This window comes from Lactiplantibacillus argentoratensis (genome assembly GCF_037290055.1).
Lineage (GTDB): Bacteria > Bacillota > Bacilli > Lactobacillales > Lactobacillaceae > Lactiplantibacillus > Lactiplantibacillus plantarum.
The window spans coordinates 1,152,266-1,172,064 of the sequence record NZ_CP147647.1 but is presented as its reverse complement, the minus strand read 5'-3'; the positions used below and the strand labels follow the sequence as shown (position 1 = coordinate 1,172,064).

Annotated in this window: 20 protein-coding genes; 6 read left to right on the top strand and 14 right to left on the bottom strand. The window is 45.7% G+C overall.

Annotation, left to right across the window (positions count from 1 at the left end):
• Positions 1–80 precede the first annotated feature (80 nt).
• From V7R88_RS05415 to V7R88_RS05375, 9 genes are all read right to left on the bottom strand, one after another.
• Positions 81–1,061, bottom strand: a complete 981-nt coding sequence (locus V7R88_RS05415) for a 3'-5' exoribonuclease YhaM family protein (protein ID WP_057717578.1) — start codon at positions 1,059–1,061, stop codon at positions 81–83.
• Positions 1,062–1,071: 10 nt separating this feature from the next.
• The gene (locus V7R88_RS05410; RefSeq protein ID WP_057717577.1) at positions 1,072–3,552 is read right to left on the bottom strand and encodes an ATP-binding protein; all 2,481 of its coding nucleotides are present in this window, start codon (positions 3,550–3,552) and stop codon (positions 1,072–1,074) included.
• Positions 3,539–4,759: a metallophosphoesterase family protein gene (locus V7R88_RS05405; protein WP_152707004.1), complete on the bottom strand. Its 1,221-nt coding sequence runs from the start codon at positions 4,757–4,759 to the stop codon at positions 3,539–3,541. Before V7R88_RS05405 ends, V7R88_RS05410 begins: the two co-directional genes overlap by 14 nt.
• Positions 4,760–4,828: 69 nt before the next feature.
• On the bottom strand, positions 4,829–5,173 hold the full coding sequence (locus V7R88_RS05400; protein ID WP_003643106.1) for a YlbF family regulator: 345 nt from the start codon (positions 5,171–5,173) through the stop codon (positions 4,829–4,831).
• 90 nt (positions 5,174–5,263) lie between these two features.
• Positions 5,264–7,393 carry a transglycosylase domain-containing protein gene (locus V7R88_RS05395; protein ID WP_057717575.1) on the bottom strand — a complete coding sequence of 710 codons (2,130 nt, stop codon included), beginning with the start codon at positions 7,391–7,393 and terminating at the stop codon, positions 5,264–5,266.
• Between the two features lie 297 nt (positions 7,394–7,690).
• Positions 7,691–7,813 carry a hypothetical protein gene (locus V7R88_RS05390; protein WP_003643109.1) on the bottom strand — a complete coding sequence of 41 codons (123 nt, stop codon included), beginning with the start codon at positions 7,811–7,813 and terminating at the stop codon, positions 7,691–7,693.
• A 77-nt stretch (positions 7,814–7,890) separates the two neighbouring features.
• Positions 7,891–8,352 carry an arginine repressor gene (gene argR, locus V7R88_RS05385; protein WP_054399266.1) on the bottom strand — a complete coding sequence of 154 codons (462 nt, stop codon included), beginning with the start codon at positions 8,350–8,352 and terminating at the stop codon, positions 7,891–7,893.
• Positions 8,353–8,530: 178 nt separating this feature from the next.
• A complete protein-coding gene (locus tag V7R88_RS05380; protein WP_338816544.1) occupies positions 8,531–9,652 on the bottom strand; it encodes an aminotransferase in 1,122 nt (373 codons plus the stop codon).
• Positions 9,653–9,717: 65 nt separating this feature from the next.
• Positions 9,718–10,326, bottom strand: a complete 609-nt coding sequence (locus V7R88_RS05375; protein ID WP_054399268.1) for a LysE/ArgO family amino acid transporter — start codon at positions 10,324–10,326, stop codon at positions 9,718–9,720.
• 235 nt (positions 10,327–10,561) lie between these two features.
• On the opposite strand from V7R88_RS05375, the gene V7R88_RS05370 reads away from it, so the two are divergent.
• The 5 genes from V7R88_RS05370 to V7R88_RS05350 all read left to right on the top strand — a co-directional run bounded on the left by V7R88_RS05370 (position 10,562) and on the right by V7R88_RS05350 (position 14,419).
• Positions 10,562–12,013, top strand: a complete 1,452-nt coding sequence (locus tag V7R88_RS05370; protein ID WP_057717573.1) for a PLP-dependent aminotransferase family protein — start codon at positions 10,562–10,564, stop codon at positions 12,011–12,013.
• A 102-nt stretch (positions 12,014–12,115) separates the two neighbouring features.
• Positions 12,116–12,358, top strand: a complete 243-nt coding sequence (gene dltC, locus V7R88_RS05365) for a D-alanine--poly(phosphoribitol) ligase subunit DltC (RefSeq protein WP_003644263.1) — start codon at positions 12,116–12,118, stop codon at positions 12,356–12,358.
• A 268-nt stretch (positions 12,359–12,626) separates the two neighbouring features.
• Positions 12,627–13,238: a L,D-transpeptidase gene (locus tag V7R88_RS05360; RefSeq protein ID WP_057717572.1), complete on the top strand. Its 612-nt coding sequence runs from the start codon at positions 12,627–12,629 to the stop codon at positions 13,236–13,238.
• Between the two features lie 62 nt (positions 13,239–13,300).
• Positions 13,301–13,804 (top strand): hypothetical protein, encoded by a 504-nt coding sequence (locus V7R88_RS05355; protein ID WP_261764279.1) that lies wholly within the window; start codon positions 13,301–13,303, stop codon positions 13,802–13,804.
• Between the two features lie 87 nt (positions 13,805–13,891).
• Complete coding sequence (locus tag V7R88_RS05350; protein ID WP_226319977.1) at positions 13,892–14,419, top strand: MFS transporter; 528 nt, start codon at positions 13,892–13,894, stop codon at positions 14,417–14,419.
• A gap of 11 nt (positions 14,420–14,430) precedes the next feature.
• Here V7R88_RS05350 and V7R88_RS05345 read toward each other — a convergent pair whose 3' ends face one another.
• The 5 genes from V7R88_RS05345 to V7R88_RS05325 all read right to left on the bottom strand — a co-directional run bounded on the left by V7R88_RS05345 (position 14,431) and on the right by V7R88_RS05325 (position 19,016).
• Entirely contained in the window at positions 14,431–15,903 is a 1,473-nt protein-coding gene (locus tag V7R88_RS05345) for a glycoside hydrolase family 1 protein (RefSeq protein WP_057717571.1), read from the bottom strand.
• A gap of 2 nt (positions 15,904–15,905) precedes the next feature.
• Positions 15,906–17,261 carry a PTS sugar transporter subunit IIC gene (locus V7R88_RS05340; RefSeq protein ID WP_063731783.1) on the bottom strand — a complete coding sequence of 452 codons (1,356 nt, stop codon included), beginning with the start codon at positions 17,259–17,261 and terminating at the stop codon, positions 15,906–15,908.
• A 33-nt stretch (positions 17,262–17,294) separates the two neighbouring features.
• Positions 17,295–17,594: a PTS sugar transporter subunit IIB gene (locus V7R88_RS05335; protein ID WP_054399276.1), complete on the bottom strand. Its 300-nt coding sequence runs from the start codon at positions 17,592–17,594 to the stop codon at positions 17,295–17,297.
• Positions 17,591–17,929 carry a PTS lactose/cellobiose transporter subunit IIA gene (locus tag V7R88_RS05330; RefSeq protein ID WP_338816539.1) on the bottom strand — a complete coding sequence of 113 codons (339 nt, stop codon included), beginning with the start codon at positions 17,927–17,929 and terminating at the stop codon, positions 17,591–17,593. The genes V7R88_RS05335 and V7R88_RS05330 overlap by 4 nt, the downstream gene beginning before the upstream one ends.
• Before the next feature lie 121 nt (positions 17,930–18,050).
• Entirely contained in the window at positions 18,051–19,016 is a 966-nt protein-coding gene (locus V7R88_RS05325) for an IS30 family transposase (RefSeq protein ID WP_033609918.1), read from the bottom strand.
• A 291-nt stretch (positions 19,017–19,307) separates the two neighbouring features.
• On the opposite strand from V7R88_RS05325, the gene V7R88_RS05320 reads away from it, so the two are divergent.
• Positions 19,308–19,757, top strand: a complete 450-nt coding sequence (locus V7R88_RS05320; RefSeq protein ID WP_054399282.1) for a DUF3284 domain-containing protein — start codon at positions 19,308–19,310, stop codon at positions 19,755–19,757.
• The last annotated feature ends 42 nt before the right edge of the window (positions 19,758–19,799 follow it).

Sequence of the window (19,799 nt, the reverse complement as noted above, 5' to 3'; positions counted from 1 at the left end):
CAACAGTTTTTTCAAACACCGTATCGATTTAGACAACCGTGATCCCCATCAACGGTTGCCCGTCAGAGATGACGATTAAGTTAGTTTTGTTCGTCTGGTAATTCACCCTTCGTTTGATCACCAGTTGGCCGGTAAAAGTTACGACCGTCCATGGCAAAGATCCGCTCCGTATACGTGCCCGGTTCTGCGTGTCCAAGTGAAGTCTGCATCATTTGAATCGACGCGTCCAACTCGTCTAAGTCATGTAAGATTTCAGCTTCCATAATATGAGGCCGAACGGGTGACCCATATTCTAACAAACCATGGTGCGCAAGAATCGTATGCCGCAAGACTAAAACAGATTCCGACTGCTCGTCAATTTTCAACTGTTGACAAGTCTCCACGATTTGTTCATCAATCAGGACAATGTGACCGACCAAGTTTCCTGCCAACGTATAAGTCGTCGAGACCGGCCCCGACATTTCAATCGTCTTACCCATGTCGTGCAAAATCGCACCGGCGTATAGTAAGGCCCGGTTAACGTGGGGATACTGATCGGCAACTGCCTTAGCTAAGCGCAAAATTGATAACGTGTGATAGGCCAAGCCACCGGCGAACGCGTGATGATTTTTCTTCGCCGCGGGATAGCTAAAGAATCGGTCATGAAATGTCGTTAACATGTGACGAATAATCCGATTCCAATTAGGTTCAGTAATTTCAAAGACAAACTGATTGATTTCGTCCGCCATCGTGTCGGTCTTTAGTGGTGCGTGTTCCACAAATTGTTGCACTTCTTGTGGTTCGCCACTATGAGTGAGCCGCATCTGTTGAATTTTGATTTGCGGATTACCCTGATAGTTTTCGCGTTTACCTTTCAGATGAACGACTCGACCTGCCTGAAAGTTTTCGACATCTGTATCGCTTGCATCCCAAAACTTCCCGGAAATCTCGCCGGAAGTATCCTGAAAATTAATGGCTAAAAACTTCTTGCCGTTCTTGGCGATGCGAACTTCCGAATCTTTCAACAAAAAATAGCCATCCACGGTTTCATCTAATTGATAATCAAATAACTTCTTTGCCATGTTATCCCCCCTAGGTTAACTGCTGTACAGTCGCTGTCTTCAGTTGGGTCAGTGCCGCTGTCTCATTCGTAAAGTAGAGCACTTGATGATGCTGAGCAACTACTGCTAAGACTTGCCAAGCAGCTTGCTTACGTTGCTCATCAAAATTCACCAAGCCATCATCAATCATTAGTGGTAACTGAGCTGCTTGGCCCAAATGATTGATCAACGCTAGCCGTAAAGCCAAGTACAACTGTTCCTTAGTCGCCGTTGAAAGTTCCGCGACCATGAACTGCGTTGTTGCCGTCTTCACAACCATTTCATCACCGTCTAAGTCAATTTTATTATACCGCTGTGCCGTTAATTGCGCGAAAATCGTGGTTGCTGCGGCCAAAACAGTTGGTAATTGCTGTTGTGTCAATACCTGTAGCGCCGTATCGATCCAGTTCGCACCCAACTGCCGCGTTAGCCATTGACGTGCCATGACAGTGATTTCCGTTTGTAGATCCGCCTGTTGCTGACGTAGCGTAGCGTACTGGCCATCCGCCGTCAACTCTTGGAGTTGTGCTTGCGCCGTGGCAATGTCCGTAGCTAACTGTGTCAGTTGCTGCACCGTTTGGGTACGTTGTTGCCGTCTTTCAGCCAGTACCGCTTGCAACGCTTCAAGCGACGTATACTGCTTTAACGCCGATAGCTCAGCAGAACTGAGTTGTTGCTGTAATTGTTGACGACTCGTGGCGTTGGCCGTTTGCTTTTCGGCATCACTAACCGCTTGCGTCAACGAGTCTACATCCGCTAAACCGTTGGTCGTTGCTAACGCCTGTAGCTGCTCGGTCAGATCACGGACCTGCTGCGTCAACTGCTGGACCTGCCGCTGGACAAAGGCAAAGTCGGGGCCGGACATGGTCTGCTGTTGCATCACTTGATGGACTTGATCATAGAATTGGGCAATTCGAGTAACACTTGTCGTTAAATGATCCTGATCAACAGGAATCCATCCTGCCGCAAATTGATAAGGCTGAATCAATTGCCAGAGTTTGGCAGCCTGTGTTGCTAATGCTTGATCAGCAGTCGTGACCGCAGCTTGTGCGCGTTGCAGTGCCGCGACTAGTTCCAATTGCTGTAAGGCTTCACTGGCAGTCAGATTCGGTGCCAGACCAGCAGCCACTAATTGGTCTGATAAGTGGTCGGTTGCTTGCACCGGTTTACCCTGACTACGGGTCATCCCAAACCAACCAAGTAGGGCCACACCTGCTAACATCAAGATCCATTTAAAGCCGCCTAATGGTAGCAATAATCCCGCGACAATCCCGATTGCACCACCAATCAAGTGCCAATCAAGCGATGGACTATTCGGGGCCGGATGTTGGCGACGCGTGTTCGCCGTCGCTGCCAACGTCGCCTTCAAGGTCTCGATTGCGGCCTGTTTGTGCGGAGAGAGGCAACCTAACAGCTCAGGATGTGCATTACTTTGCGCTTGAAAATCGGCCTTGGCAGCACTTCCCTGCTGGGTCAACGTTTGGTATTGGCCTAAGGTTTGTTGCAGGGTTGGTAACTGAGCTTCTAATTGGTCAAACTGGTCTTGATGTTGGACGTAGAAGCCAACTAGTCCTTGAGATTGTGTATCAACTGGTTGCTGACTTAATTGCTGACGGGCACTCGCCAAGGCGTGTTGCAAGTCCGTTCGCTGTTGGCTTAATTGTTGATAGCGTGTCCTAGTCGCCGTAGTTAGTGTCGTCGTCATATTAGTGGCTTGCAGTTGCTGCAATTGTTGATAGACCGGCCACTGATTTCGTAAATTGGCGAGCTGTTGTTGTTCATGATCCAACTTGGTTAAATCACGTTGGGTACTTGTCCGTTGTGCCTGCAAATCCAGCAATCGATTTTGTAATGTTTCGTATTCTGGGTACCGTTGCTTGGCCGCCTTGACCTGTTCTGTCAACATGCGATAGTGCTGCAATGCTTGATTCAACCTGGGTTTGCGGCCGCGGGGCTTATATAACGCCTCCGCATCTGTCCGTAACGTAGTCGCCGTTTCTCGCCATGGTGCACTGCCCACCAATCCGACTTGTTGTAATTGCACGTTCAAATCGCTGGCGTGCATAGTTTTGAGCGCCGTCAATTCAGCCTGGTTAAACGTAAACAATCGCAAATACTGGTCACGATCATAAGGCGCTAACCACTTGTCAAGTAAAGCCAGCGGTTGAGCGGCCTGCGTCTGCACGTTCACCAAGGTAGCGGGTTGATCACCTAACCGGGTCAACCGGTATGTCGTCTCGTCAACCACTAGCTCTATCGAACCACCGTACTGATTCGTACCTTGTGGTTCATGGCGTTCAAGTGGGTGACGGCGGGAGGGAAAACCAAATAACATGCCGAGAATAAAGGCCCGCATTGTTGATTTACCACTTTCATTGAGGCCGTAAATCACTTGAAGCCCATCACCAAACTCGAACTGCTGCTGTTGAAATTTGCCAAAGCCCGCAATTTCAAGACGCTTAATCTGCATCATCATTCACCCCCGTCGTTAAATGGTACTGATCATTTAAGAGTCGCACCACTTGTTGTTGCCAAGCAGTGGGTGACATATCTTCCAGCAACACAGTGTTCAGAAAGTCTTCATCCAAGAGTTTGCCTGCAAGTTCAGCGACTGCTTGATCGGTCACGACCTGCTCACCAACTTGTTGCCAGGTCGTCGCGTTAATACCAAACAAGGGGGTCATCGTATCCGTCGTTGCTTGCTCAATCGCAACCGGCCACCAATGTTCATTTGCTTGTTCCTGCAACTGGGCTAGAATGGCCCCCTGATTTAAGGCTAATTCCGCCATCGCACTCAGTTGAAGACTAGCTGGTAACGTAATCGTTACTAATTTTAAGCCGGTAACCATCTTCAATGATAATTGATCAGCTAACTGATGGACGATGTGTGAACGGGACATGGGTTCTGGGCTAGTGAGTGTTGGCGTCCAATCCGCCCATTCAATATCAGTCAAGGCGTGAAATACTGGTTGCAAGGTCTGATCGGCCTGGCTATTCACAATGAGGCACCCCTTCGCCCCAGTTTCACCGCGATGGCGTCCCTGCGTGTTGCCGGCATATACGATTGGTGGTTGCAAATTGAGCGTTTGCCGCTGATGAATATGACCAAGGGCCCAATAATCATAATGTTTCGTTAATAATTCACTAACGTTGAACGGGGCGTAGTGGTCACCCGCCACGCCAATCTGACCGTGCAAGGTACCAATCTGATAATCAACGCCCGGGGCTTTAACCGGATAATCATCAACGGGGTCCGTCGTCACCCACCGCTGCGCATAGCTAAACCCACTAATCGCGACCCGTTCTTGTGCCGCAGTCGTTAAGGTAGCCGTTGTTACCTGCGGGCCAAAAACGTGCACATTGGCCGGAAAGTGCCAGCGACTTAAATCCGCCTGAAAATCATGGTTACCGAACGATAGCAGCACCGGAATCGCAGCCGTATTCAACCGCGCTAGCGCCGTCATCAGTGCCGCCTGGGCCTGAACACTTTGGCCCTGTTGGTCAAACAAGTCACCAACGAGCAGGACGAAATCGACTTGCTCAGCCACCGCCAAATCGACTAGTCGGCTGAGTGCCCTCAGTGGTGCCGTCACTAACCGTTCCTGCAAAGCTGGTGTTAAGCCACTCAGTCCTTGAAACGGTGTATCTAAATGTAAATCTGCCGCGTGTAGAAATTTCATGATAACCCCCACTAAAAAAGGGGCAATCACGGAACAGATTCCGTCATTGCCCCTCGATCCTTAATTTACTTAGTTCTGGTATAATTCTTGAACTGGTTTAGTGATAATTTGATTTAAATCATTCATCAATTGGTTCAAGTTACGTTCTTTACCCATTAAGGACTTAATTTCGTCAACGTTGCCAACCTTATCAGCTAAATCATGGGCCTTTTGAACTTCGTCATCAGTCAATTCTTCCCCATTCATCTGCTTTTGTGACAATTGCATCTGAACTTCTTGAAAGTCCTTAAACAGTGAAAAGGCACTGTCATTGGTCTTCATCGTGTCATAAGCGACCTTTAATTCCTTGAATTCTTTAGTCTGACGTAATTCTTGTTCCAATTGGTTCGCAGTATCGTAAATATTTACGGCCATCGTGAGTTCCTCCTCGAAGTATGTGTCGTCATTATTTTAGCATTTTTAACGGAACTTGAATAGCATTAGTACGTTCAGAAGCTAGCTTTACTAGTTGCCAAGGAAACTTTTGGCCTTGGAGAACCAGTCTTTAGCCTTATTCTTAACGGCATTAGCGCCCTTCTCAACGTTTTCCCATACGGATGATCCACTATCGGAACTATCCGAATCACTACTATTAGATTCGGTCGCCAGTGTCGCAGCATCCTTCGTACCAAAACTAGTATTATTCGTATTCGGCAAAATATTTTGTAATTCATTCTTGAATAACGAGGAAAGTTGATTTTCAGATAAACTCTTCAAATAATGAGTACTGTTCGTCGTATCAAATCCGATCCAGGTCGTGACCACAATGTCCGGGGTATAAGCAATCATCCACTGATCCTTCGTTCCCGAACCCGTACTGTAATCAGCCTGCGTACTCCCAGTCTTACCAGCAACCGAGTATCCATACGGCTTGGCCGCAGCCCCGGTCCCACTATTGTACGTGCCAAGCATCATACTGGTCATTTCTTTAGCAACGCTGGCGGACATAATTTTCTTCGTCTTAGTCTTCGTATTATCGACAACGACATTGCCACTAGCATCGATAATTTTCGTAATAAAGTGGGCCGTCGTTTTCTTACCACCATTCGCAAACGCTGTATAGGCACTGGTCATTTGAGCAGGTGATACCCCCGTCGTCAAACCACCTAAGGCAAGTGCCAGGTTATCATCCGACTTGGTAACGGGTAAGCCAAACTTTTTCACGGATTGATACCCTTTATTCACGCCAATCTTATTCAATAGCCAAACCGCCGGAATATTCATACTTTGCGATAACGCGGTATACATTGGGACCGATTTACTATAAACATTATCATAATTTTTGGGCGCATATTTATTGGCCCCAAAAGTTTGCTTCTTATTAGAGAGGTTCGAATCATACGTATAACCATTTTGTAGTGCTGGTGTATACACTGCCAACGGTTTGATCGTCGAACCCGGCTGCCGCTTAATCTGAGTCGCACGGTTAAAGCCCCGGAAGACGTGTTTGCCCCGACCACCGACGACGGCTAACACACCACCCGTCGACGGATCAACCGCAATCGAGGCCCCTTGGACCTTCGTATCATCGTCCGCGTTGGCCGGGAACAACGTACTATCCTTAAATGAATCTTGCATCTGCGTCTGATCATCTTGATCAAGCGACGTATAAATCTTATAGCCCCGATTCATAATGTCAGATTCCGTTAGCCCGTACTTATTAATTGCTTCATCAATCACCGCATCGAAATAATATGGATAATTATAACCACTTTCATAATGGTAGTTATTCGTCAGCGTCATCGCCTTTTGCGAATAAAGCTTATACTCACTTTTGGAAAGCTTATTATTAGCGACCATGTTATTCAAGACGACGTTTCGACGAGCCGTAGACGCTTTCGGATGATTGATTGGATCATAACCGCTGGGCGAGCTCAGCATTCCGGCCAAGGTCGCCGCCTGGTCAACGGATAACTCCGACGCGTGTACGCCAAAATACCGTTCAGACGCATCCTCAGCTCCCCAGACGCCGTGGCCGAAATAAGCGTTATTCAAATACATCGCTAAAATTTGGCCTTTGGAATAGACATTTTCAGTCTCAATCGCCAAAAAGATTTCCCGAAACTTACGCGAGAAGGTCTGTTGTTGTGTTAGGTAGGCGTTTTTGACCAATTGTTGCGTCAACGTACTCCCACCGCCACTAATGTAATCACGGCCAATGATCTTATTGATAACGAGCAGGACAAACGCCCGCCCGATTCCTTTGACTGAGAAACCATGTTCCTTATAGAAATTACGGTCTTCAGTCGAAATTACCGCGTTCTGTAAGTTTTTTGAAATACTACTCAAATGGACATAGGTTCCCTTTTGTGAATAGAGTGAACCGGCCTTTTTATTGTCCTTATCATAGATTTCAGTTGTCTTTTCTAGCTCCGCCTGTAAATTACCAACTTTAGCCGTCTTGGCTTCATAAGTTAAATAGGCACTCCCAATTAAGATGACGGTCAAGACGAGTACAATTAGCCACCGTGTGATTTGTCGCCGGTGCCATTGGTAGCCGACGACGGCAGCGAATCGCTGCCAATAGGGTGCTAACCAATTGCCAATGACTCGTAAGCCGTCTTTGATCGTGGCCCAAAAACCATTTTTTTGCATAATCTTCCCCTTGTTCAGCCGACGTACCTGTCACAACGTCCGCGTTACTTGTTAGCTTTTACAATTGTATCATAAATTTTCCGATGCTCAGTAATTGACCACAACCTTGAAAAAATCTTCAACAATCAAACGCAACTTATTTTGTAGATAACCCGATGTTTGCCAGTTGTTGCCGAATCACTGATTTAGGCCACGGGTTGTAACCAGATTAAAGGTCACTACGCTAAAACGGCCATAAACAAAAAAAGCTTCCGAGCCGTCCATATGACATACTTGAAAGCTAGCTCAGCCACGTCATTACTTACGCCGGACACCCCGGCGATTAGCGTTGAGCTCATTTTGTTGTTGTTTAAATTTATCGAAGGTCGCATCGCGTTGTTTTTGATTCTTTCGAGGCGCCCGTTTCTTCGTATATTTCATATCTCACACCTCTTTTAATGACAATAATCATACCGTGAACGACGGCCTAGTGCAACCAATTAGACTGCTCACCACAGTCAGTCTTCATTACTAATGTGACTAGCAAAGGATTCGTATAGCTGCTTTGCCACCGTCGTATTCGGACTCACGACAAAGATCGTGTCGTGACCAGCCAAGGTCCCACTCACTTCTGGCAAGTTCAAATCATCAATGATCGCCGCCAATAGATTCCCATTACTCGGTAGCGTATGAATAATATTCATGAATTCAACCCGGTCAATACTGGTCACCACATCGTGTAGCGTTTCAAATAGCCGGTCCTGTTCATTTTTGTTAGCTGTTTTAAAAATCGCGTACCGCGTCTGACCGTGCTCATCCGGCGTCTTGACGATCTGCATCTCTCGGATATCGCGCGAAATCGTCGCTTGCGTCGCAGCAATGCCTTTCGCTTGAAGCTTAGCCATCAATTCTTCCTGGGTAGCAATCGGGTATTCACTAATTAATTGTTCGATAACTGCTTGGCGCTCAGACTTTTTCATGTCGCGAAGCCTCCCCAAATCTTGTAATGAATACATTATAGCAAATATTCACTTGGCAAACTACGCACAGAACTTCAAAAAGCACATTTTCCGCGACTGTTAGGAAAATGTGCTTAAACTAATTTTGTATAATTATTTAAAAGTAATGAGTCACCAATGCTCGTCAGACCATCAGGACCTAATCGAACCGTCGCAAATATTGCCCTAATAAATCCAGACCCCGTTGCAACGTCGACGTATCCGTACAGTAACCTAAGCGGGCGTGCCCTGGAATATCGAAACGTGAACCCGGCACTAATAAAACACCCGTATCTCGCAGTAATTGTCGACAGAACGTCTCGTCATCGATCGGTACCATTAGTTTAATACACGACACTGAAATACCGTGTGGCGTGATTAATTCGACCCGCGGTTCCTGTGCGACCCACTCTGTCAAAATTTTGAGGTTGCGACTGACTAACTCCCGATTTCGCGCCAGAACCCGTTGGCGGTTCGCTAAAATCTTCACGGCTAGTTGGTCATTCAAGACGCCCCCACAGATTATCGTATAATCACGATACTTCCGAAAAATATCAGCGATTTCTTGGCTCGGTGTCGCCGTCCACCCAATCCGGATACCAGGCGCTGAATAGGTCTTGGATAAACTGTTGACTGCAATTCCACGCTCGTATAAATCGGCAATTGAGACGAACGGGGTTTCATCCAGTGGCTCGTAGACCTCATCGGCCAAAACGTAAGCTCCAACTGAGCGAGCTAATGTGACGACCTGTTCTAACAGTGTCCGATCTAGTAAACTCCCAGTCGGATTGATGGCATTATTAAGTAAGATCATCTTCGTATCTGGTCGAATCAATTGTTGCAGTTCCATAATATCCGGCAACCAGCCCGCCGACTCATGGATATGCCAATAATCAACCGTGGCCCCCAATGACTTGGGAATGTCATACAGTTGCTGATAACTCGGGTACAGTGCAATCACGTGGTCACCGGGTTCCACCAAGCTATAGATTGCTAAATGATTAGCTCCGGTCGCCCCATTTGTTTGGAGAACATTGGCTGCTGGCACTTGCTGGTATAGCTGACTCACGAGTTCTTTGAATCGTGGTGAGCCTTCGATCCAGCCATAATCCAGCCGGGCCGCCCCTAGTTCTTCATAAAAATCCTGTGGTGCTTGTTGGTCGTCTAAAGCCGCAATTTCTGCCATCGTTAAGGCTGCGATTGAGCTTTGACTAATATCGGTGGTTGCTTCACGCTCATGTGCGTTTAACCAGGCCTCCACTCCGAAACCAGCAATCTTCATGCGTATCGTCCCTCTCATAAAAAGTCCAATACGACTAGCATACCGATTGTCAGAGGTAACCGCAACTATATTTTCGTGATGAAGGTCGCTAGCAACTTCACGCCGTATAAAATAATGATGCCGCCACAGATCCGATTGACCCAAAGTAGGACTCGCGGTCGCATGAGATGCTTGAATTTACTGACCAAGCTGGTCAAACCGATGAACCAAATGATGGATGCTAGAATGACCCCCATCATAAAGAAATGGGTCAGCGTTGCCGGAATCGATACCCGGAACGCCGCTAGTAACACGGAACCATCGATCAGGGCTTGCGGATTCAGCCACGCTACCGAAAAAGCTGTCAGAATCGCTGCTTTATACGAAAAGTCTGCGTCGAGGGTCCCCATGGCCGTCGCCTTTTGCCGCAACAAATTCCAACCAATGTAAAAGACCAGTAAACTGCCAATCAACAACACCCCTAATTCAAGCCAGGGGGTGGTCTGCAACAATCGGCCCACCCCATAAAAGCAAGCCAGGGAAAGCGACGTATCGAATGCAATCACAATTAAAGCCACTCGCAATGCTCGTTGCAATGGTTGTTCAATGGCTGTCGAAACCACAAATAAGTTTTGCATCCCGATTGGGGCAATGTAAACAATTCCAAATAATAATCCTTGTAAAAACACTTGCATGTTTTTGACCTCCTTAATACCAGCCAATTCGATTTCCCTACCAACCAATTATTGTTCAATCAATTGGTCATATCCGACTAGCTTTTAATTCAGAGATGATTATAATAGAGATAATTTCATTTGTAGCCAACCAATTTGGCAGTTTTTACCCAACCACCTGTAATCGAACACCAATTTTCAGGTTGGAAAACTAACTGCTTAAATCGCCCACACGGGCACTCAGGAGGCATTTGCCATGGCACTTTTATCAATCAACTGGCAACCAGATAAACAGGTCGCCACACCCATTTACCAACAAATTACCAATTATTTTCAAGAACAAATCGCAAAGGGCAACTGGGCCGTTGGGGCTAAACTCCCTGCGCAACGCAAATTGGCCGAACAATTCGGCGTGAATCGCAGCACCCTAATCACGGCACTTGATGAACTGATGGCAGTCGGCTTAATTACGAGTAATCCCGGCTCTGGGATGGTTATTTCCGGTAACCATTGGTCCAGCTTATTGGCGGAACACGTCAACTGGTCGCAATATGTTAAAGCTGGCCAGTTCAAGCCCAATTCCCACGCGCTCCAAAAAATCAACCAATTTGAAACCGATGCGGTTATTCGTTTGAGTACTGGTGAACCCGCACCAGAACAATTTCCCCGTCCACTTTTTCAACGGGCCTTTGCTCATCTAGGCGAACAGTTGACAAGCTTGAACTATACTGAGCCCGCGGGTATTTTGGCTTTACGCCAACAAATCGCACGTCACTTGGAAAAAGTTGGGATTCATACCCATCCGGAAAACATTCTAATTACCTCCGGATCATTACAAGCGCTCCAGCTGGTCTCAATGTCACTATTTCCAAAAGATGCCACCATCTACACGGAAGCACCTACTTACGTCAAATCTTTACACGTCTTTCAGTCGGCCCACACCCATCTCGCTGGCATTCCGATGGACAGTCAGGGCTTGGCCTACTGGCAGATGAACGCCCCTACCCAAGGCCACCATGCCATTCTTTACACGATTCCGACATTCAATAACCCAACTGGAATCGTCATGAGTGCGGAGCGTCGTCAACAAGTCTTACAAACGGCACAAGAACACCGCTTACCAATCTTAGAAGACGCCGCTTATCAAGATGTTTGGTTCGATCAGCAACCGCCACAGCCACTGAAGGCCCTCGATAAGACCGGCAATGTTATTTATTTTGGTAGTATTTCAAAGTCCCTTGCACCGGGATTACGCATCGGCTGGACGGTGGCCGCCAAACCGGTCATCGATCGCTTGACTGACGTGCGCATGCAAACCGATTACGGTGCTAGCTCACTGTCACAACTTGTACTGGCAGAAATCTTAGCTGATCCTGAATATGAAACGTATCAAGCTGATTTCCGGTCCGTACTTACCAAGAAGGCCGCGGCGGCAGAACAAATTCTGCATCATTACTGGGACGATTTTGCGACTTGGCAGACGCCCACGGGTGGCTTTTATCTGTGGGTCCGCTTAGCCGACAACATTAATATTCCCAAATTATTCGACCTTGCCACTGCGCACAACGTTCTCTTCAACCCTGGTAGTATCTACGATTTCCAGCCGAATCAGTACATTCGTCTGAGCTTTTCTTATGAATCCAGCGACCGCTTTGAACAGGGGATTAAAATTCTAACTGATTTAATTCACGCCAATTTTAACGTTTAATCAAGTAAAGATTTCGTTAATACACCTGATTAACCATCATCGATGATAAAACTATGCTAGAATGAAGACTGAATAATTCACAATAATGATAAGGGGCGTATTTTGATCATGGATGATGTTAAAGCAACGGTACTATCGATCTTGCAAGATTTAACTGGGGAAGATGTTTCAAACAATATGGATGCCAATTTATTTGATGAAGGTATCTTAGATTCCATGGGTTCCGTACAACTGTTACTGGAACTTCAAAATCAGCTTGGTATTGAAGTGCCCGTTTCCGAATTTGAACGTTCTGAATGGGAAACGCCTGCAAAAATCGTGGCTAAGGTCGCTAGTTTACAATAAACAAAATTCCGATCGTCGTTAAGCACGCTGCTTAATGGCGATTTTTTAGTTAGCTCAAGAAATGCCTAGTTAACAGCTGATTTACTGCAACTAACTTTAATTTGACGATTTCTGACATTACCTGTGGCACCAGTGATAACGGCTATCCCAACTTATTTTGGAAAATTTTACGAAAATGATATGCAAAGTTTACACAATTTTGATAAACAAGCGTTCGCTAACTGAGTAAACTAAAATCACTAAAATCATTTTTGTGAGGGATGGTATTTTGAAAATCAGTGTTCATCAGCTCATCTGGGTCACGATTGGCACGATTAGCTTGACTATTTTTACCGGATTCGGACACCTGTTTGCCCGGCACCACCAGGCCATCGCCAGTAACCGGCCAATCACTAAGGTTAGTCATTCAGCGGCTAAGGTAACCACACCAGTCCCAAAGACCGTTGACTGGCATAAGCCCTCCCTGTCACGGCCGTATCCCAAACTGGCCAAATACGATGACATCAATATTCAGGTTTCAACCAGAAATCAACGCGTCTACTTAAGAAATCACGATCAGACCCTCTACACCATGCTTGCTTCTACGGGCAAACATGGCTCTGACACTCCCAAAGGACACTTTGAAATCCAAGTCGAACGAGGACAACACTTTTTTAACACGCAATCGGGTGAAGGCGCCAATTACTGGGTCTCATTCAAGGATCATGGGATTTACCTATTTCACTCAGTACCAGTCGATGCTAACGATCAATACATCGTTAAAGAAGCCCAGCAACTTGGTAAAGTCGCCAATTCACATGGTTGTATTCGCCTGACGATTGCTGATGCCAAATGGCTCTATGAAAACATTTCAACCCATACACCGGTGGTTGTCAGTTGATAAAAAAAGAATTTAGGCCACATCCTAATGACCGCCATAACCTACTCTGCTATCTCAGTAGCATGTTAATTACCTTTTTTGGCTTCTATGGCTTTACTTACCTAGTCACCTGGTTAACGATTGAAAAGACCGGTAATCCCCAGTTACTCGGCAACGTCATGGCGATGACAATGCTGCCGGCAATCGGTCTGAACCTAGTCGCTGGTCGGGTACTTAAATACTACTCAGCCAAACAAATGATGTTCATTACGGATATTTTGACGGGAATACTCTTCATTGGTGCCTATTACGCACTAAATACGGTTAGTTGGCAAATCAATTGTTTAGTCATCGTCGCCGTTCTTAATAAATCAATTGGGGTCTTTTATAAGCTCAGTAACAAAACGATTTTGCCAGACCTTTTTGCACCCGGAAATATTCAAATCGTCAACGGCTATCAAACGCAGATTCGCCAGTTGGCCATCGGTAGCGCGACAATGCTCGTCACGATGGCACTATGGGTAACGCCGGCCACCTTAATCTTAATAATGGGGATAGCGTTCTTGGTTTCAGCCGGCCTCGATTAGCAATTCCGAACACGCTCCCATCCCTCCTCGGATTCGGTTGTCTCCGTCAAGCTAGAACGCCATCGATCATGGCCGCGATGGTCGTTACTGTACGCCGTTCTCGGTTATCTGGTCGACGCGACGATTGCAGTAGCCGTTCCTTGGCTCGTCGTCAGCAAGTTGCATAGTCACTGGCCACTTAGCTGGTTCTTAACCGCTAACGCCACAGGTATCTTATTGGCACCACTATTGCTAAAACGATGGTCAAAGCAATCCCTGCTAACTTTGACGGCCTTCACCGGTGGGTGCTTACTATTCATGTGGCCGACCTTTGCCAGTCTTATGATTACCATGTTCTTAATTGGTGTCTTACGCGGACAGACCAACATTAGTTTTTTCACTACTATTCAACAAATCTCCACCAACAATCGTAATACCCTAATGACGGGGGTCTTAACCGTCATCGACACCACCACCGTTATTGGTAGTTTGCTGGCACCCCGTTTGATCTTAACGCTCGGTTCTTGGACCCTCCCCTTGCTTGGTGGGGGTATCCTCTTGTTTTGTTTGACGCGGCTAATTATCTTGTTGAACAACCAAAAGCAGTCTTCATCCGATATCGACGAAAACTGCTGAGAAACACTCATTTAATTTGAGACCGAGGGACCCAGATCTTGACCATTGGATGCAATCACTCGCTGATACCAGTAGAAAGAGTCCTTCGGGATTCGGGCCAGAGTTCCACTACCATCGTCTTGACGATCCACATAAATCAATCCGTATCGTTTAGACATTTGCCCTGTACCTGCAGAAACTAAATCAATACAGCCCCAACTGGTATAACCAATCAGTTTAACGCCATGGTGAATCGCCGTTGCCATTGCTTGAATATGTTTACGTAGATAGCTAATCCGGTATACATCATGAATTTGACCATCCACTGTCAAATAATCCTTGGCACCCAATCCATTTTCAACAACCATTAGTGGTAAATGATATCGATCATTCATCACCTCCAAATAATATTGTAAACCAGCCGGGTCGTCCGCCCACTCCCATTCAGAATATTGTAGGTATGGGTTACGCGCGCCCATCGAAAAATTACCGCCAACAGTTGCACTGACCTCATGTGTTGTAACTGCCGTTGACATGTAATACGAGAAGGTATACCAGTCAACCGTACCGGCTTTCAAGGCTTCTAAATCACTGTCCGTAATGTCTAAATCAACTTGATGCTCATTCCATAAACGTCGTGCATAGGTCGGATACTGCCCTTGGCACTGCACATCCCCACAGTAATAGATGTTTTGTTCCCAGACGTACCGATTCTGCAAGACATCCGCCGGATCACAGGTTAACGGATAAGACGTGATACCGCAAATCATGCAACCAACTTTATTTTCGCCATCAATCGCATGTGCTTGCTGTACGGCTAAAGCACTAGCGACAAATTGATAATGTAATTGTTGATAAGCACGTTGGTAATCTGCATCATCGGCATTGGCACGCAACGCCAGAAACATGATCGTATTATTAATTTCATTGAAGGTAATCCAGTGCTTTACCAGCCCACGATACGCCGTAAATAGCGTTTCTGCATAATGCTGGTAAAAACCAATCATCCGACGGTCATTCCAGCCACCATACGTTTCCTCCAGGTGTAGTGGCATATCGAAGTGTGAAATCGTCACCAATGGTTCAATTTCGTATTTTTTCAAAGTTTCGAACACCCGGCGATAAAAATCCAGCCCTGCTTGATTTGGTTCATCTTCATCTCCGCGTGGAAAAATCCGTGACCAGGAAATCGACATTCGATACATTTTGAAACCCATCTCTGCAAACAGCGCAATATCTTCTTGATATCGATGATAGAAGTCAATACTAGTCTGATTAGGATAATATTCATCTGGCAGCACCGCTCCATGTGCTCCAGTAGGAATTGAATCCCCTTTTCCAGGAGTACCATCCGCTTGCAAATAAGTGACTTGCCGTCGCTGATTAAGGCCTCCCATTGTCGTAATATCCTTCATAGTCAGGCCGCGACCATCAACATCATAAGCACCTTCGCATTGATTAGCGGCAGTGGCCCCACCCCAGTAAAAATCAGCCGGAAATTGCATATTCACACCTCTTTCTCAGTCTTCACAGGTTGCATGGCCGCGTTATCTTGATTCGAAACTGCCGCCCGCTTTTCTTCAGCTTCAACTGCCGCCTCTTTGGCAATCAGTTGCTTTTCATAAACTTTAAAGAAGGGATACCAGATAAGCGCTGACGGAATCAGCATCAAATAGTCAGTCAATGCGTTGCGCCAACTGAGCGTACTGAGATAACTTCCAAAACCCATGGGTAAAATCGCGGTAATTACAATCCACCCCGGTGTTAAAAATCCAATCTTGTATAGTACGAGTGCACACAACATAACTACCGGAATATTCAGGACAAACGGGATACTCATAATCGGATTATACATAATTGGAATACCAAAAGTCATGGGTTCATTAATTTTGAACCAGCCGGGGATAATTGACAGCTTACCAACGGCACTCAGCTGTTTAGATTTAGAACGCATCGCCATTAGCGCTAACGGCAGGGTATTCCCAGTTCCACCTGCTACGGTCATAAATGAGAACAACATCACAGGTGCAAACACCACCGGCTTCCCAGCTGCCTGCAATGCGGCATTTTCAGAAACCGCTTGAATCACTAACGGCATCACAATTGGGACTAAAATCATCGTACCATGAATGCCAAAGGTCCATAATAAAGCACCCAAGATACACAGGACAAAAATACCTATGGTTGAAGTCAGTGCACTCAGTGGAATTGCCAGTAATTCCATAAAACCCGAACAAATATTATACTTACCGGCTGTTCCAACCGTGACTAATAACGATGCGCCCAAGAAAATCACGGCGTTAAACAATAATGGCACAATGGATGCAAAACCGTCTTGGAGAAATTGAGGGACTGCATCTGGCATGTTGATTCGAATATTCTTGTCTGTACATAATTTCTCAACGCGGACGGAAATCCAAACTACGACGAAGCCAATAAACATTCCCTGAGCACCTAAATAGGTCGTATCAATGCTAACTGTTCCAGTCTTACTGACAATCAATCCACCGGCCACAATCCAAAAACCCAATAATGCGTCAATCGCATTCATGATTGGGGCCGTCATTTTTAAATTTTTGGCGTAATGAAATCCCAAGAATAAAACAACCCAAATTGATAAAGAATTCATTGAGAATTGGAATGGAATCTTCAAGTAGGCTAACAGAATACTCTTTGCTGATAACACGCCAAACATCGTCGGTCCCAGTACTGACATCGTGATTTGAAAGATCGCGCCAACCATTAGAATACCCATCAAAGACATCATAGCTGCCTGTAATGCGGTAATAAACTTATTATTGCCAAGTCCCTGGCCGGCACGTTGTAGTCCGACCATCAGTTTACTATTAAAAAAGCGTTCCATCGTCCTTCACCCCCGAATACTAATCCCTCGTCATCACACCAAGTTCTCGGCCAGTTTAAAAATATGGGCGCTGTCGCCCACCGCATAGTCCAATGGTGGAATGGCGGCGACGGGCAACCCCGTGGCTTTTTCAACTTCACTCTGCCGATAAGCTACTTGCGGTCCCATCAAAATAACGTCATAGTCCTGGTAGACATCTTCGTACGCAGATAAGCCGACTGCTTTAATTTGTCCGGCAACGCCTTGTTCGTCACGATACTGCTGTAACTTTTTCATTAAGATGCTCGTTGACATTCCCCCCGCACAAACTAATAACACGTTGATTGCTTTCATAAACCAACCATCCCTTCAAATTTTTGAGACATCTTTAACATCTCAGCGATTAACTCGTTAGCTAACAGACTTGTCATAAAATGATCTTGAGCATGAATTAGTAAAACATCAATGGAAATCTGTTGGCCACCCGCCTCAGCCACCAGTAGTTGGGTTTGAACATCATGGGCTTTCCCCAGCGCTTCACTAGATTGCTTCAATAACATCTTAGATTCGGAGAAAGCCTCACGATGCATCGCATCTAACGCGTTAAAAGCCAGCGTGCGTCCTTCACCAGAATATGCAATAAGGGCCATTGCGATATTTTGAGTTTCTGTATTATTGGCTAATGTCATTATCCGGTTACCTACTTTCTGTATTTGTCGACAAACACATCGTAACAAGTTTTTTTGTCAATCACAAAAGCGCTTACATATTCTTGTGTATAGCTTTCAACTCCCGAATTGTCAAATTAAGTTAGAAATTTTTTAACTGTTCATCTGTAATCTGACTGATGAATGCTTCCAGAGGTGTCTGGTAACCCAAACTTTTTCGTGGGATGTGGTTTCGTCGACTGGCAACTGCTTGAACAAATCTATCTGATAGCTGGTCCATAATAAGATTGTGACGTAAACCATCTTTACGCAGCAGACCATTGGTGTTCTCATTTAAACCACGTTGATTGGGTGCTCCGACAGCGGCAAAGTAAATATTTAAATCAAATTGGTTAGCAATGGTTCGCCAACCGGCGAACTCCTTACCATTGTCAAACGTAATTGACTTAAATAGGTGTCGTGGCAGCTTCGAAAGCCATCCTGCTAAACTACGATTGACATCGTGTGCCGACTTGGTATGCGAATTCAGCACAATTGCGACCTTAGTTTGTCGTTCAACCAGCGTGGTTACCGCACCCTGATGGTTTTTACCTTGAACCGTGTCACCTTCTAAATGGCCGAATTCTTGATTAAAATTAGGATAGTCCTGATAACGATTCTTTAAATCCCTGCCCAATTGACCCGCTTTCCCACGGCGTTCAATGTAACCATTAGGGTGCCGTTTGCCGTGCATCGGTAAATCTTTGGTCGACAACCCCAAAACACCGCGTTTGAAAAGGCGGTAAAGGGTTCGAACCCCACAGCTGAAAGCCCGTTCTTGGCGATTAATAATGGTATCTGGTTGCCAACCAGCTTGAGTTTTGGCTTGAATATAGGCCAGTTCATCAGGGCGTAGTTGAATTGGTTTACGCCCACAATGTTGTTTATGCTTTCGATAGTGGCATTGGTAATCAATAATCGTACCGCCAGCGTCAAGAAACCGATAAATACGATACACAGTTTCAGCACTCCGATGGAGCGCTGGGGCCACTAGATAAGCCTTTTTACCGAGTTTCCAAAAAGAATAAATTGTGGCAAGTTCGTCTATGGTAAGATGAGTATAGGTCATTTGTGATCAGCCTTTCTTTTGATTTTGACACTCAAAAGTCTATCACAAATGGCTTTTTAAATTTCTAACTTAATTTTACAAACCGGGACTTAATTAATTGACCGGATTGACACTCACTGGCATCAAAATAACCAGATTAGACCTAACACTCGGTCTCCTCACTATTAGTGTATAGATTTAACTACTAATTTGAAGGTTGTGTATAGCTGATTCAACTGGTGTATAGCCTACACATTTGAACTCGTTTTTATCAGCCTTGAACTAACACATGAGTCTCGCTATAATCGAATCATGAAAATCATTCGCACACTTGCCGTCACGAATACGGAATTTTATAACTGGTTAGAACAACAACTACTCACGGAGATTCAAACCGCTACGGGTCAAGTACTCACGGCTACGTCAATCAAGAAAGGACTAACCTATCGGAAAACGGCCGCCAAAACGGCCGCTCAGATTAAAATTATGATTGATGATTACCAACGCGGTATTAAGTACCAAATGACAGCTGTTTCACCACTAGATACCGTCACCGTAACCTATTTAACCACTGATGAAGGTGCTCAAACTACCGTGACCTTTCTAGAGGACGTTGACAGCTATCGACCGCAACAACACCATTGGCTACTCAGAACCTTTAGTCAGGCAATGCTCCTTGGGCGGATGTCTGACACGTTGCTACAGCTTGAACAACAAATCATTGATCACCGAACGACCAGTCATCAAGCTATCCAACCATAGACATTTCGGCAATGATTCAGCCTTTCGAGTCACAGGAATCAA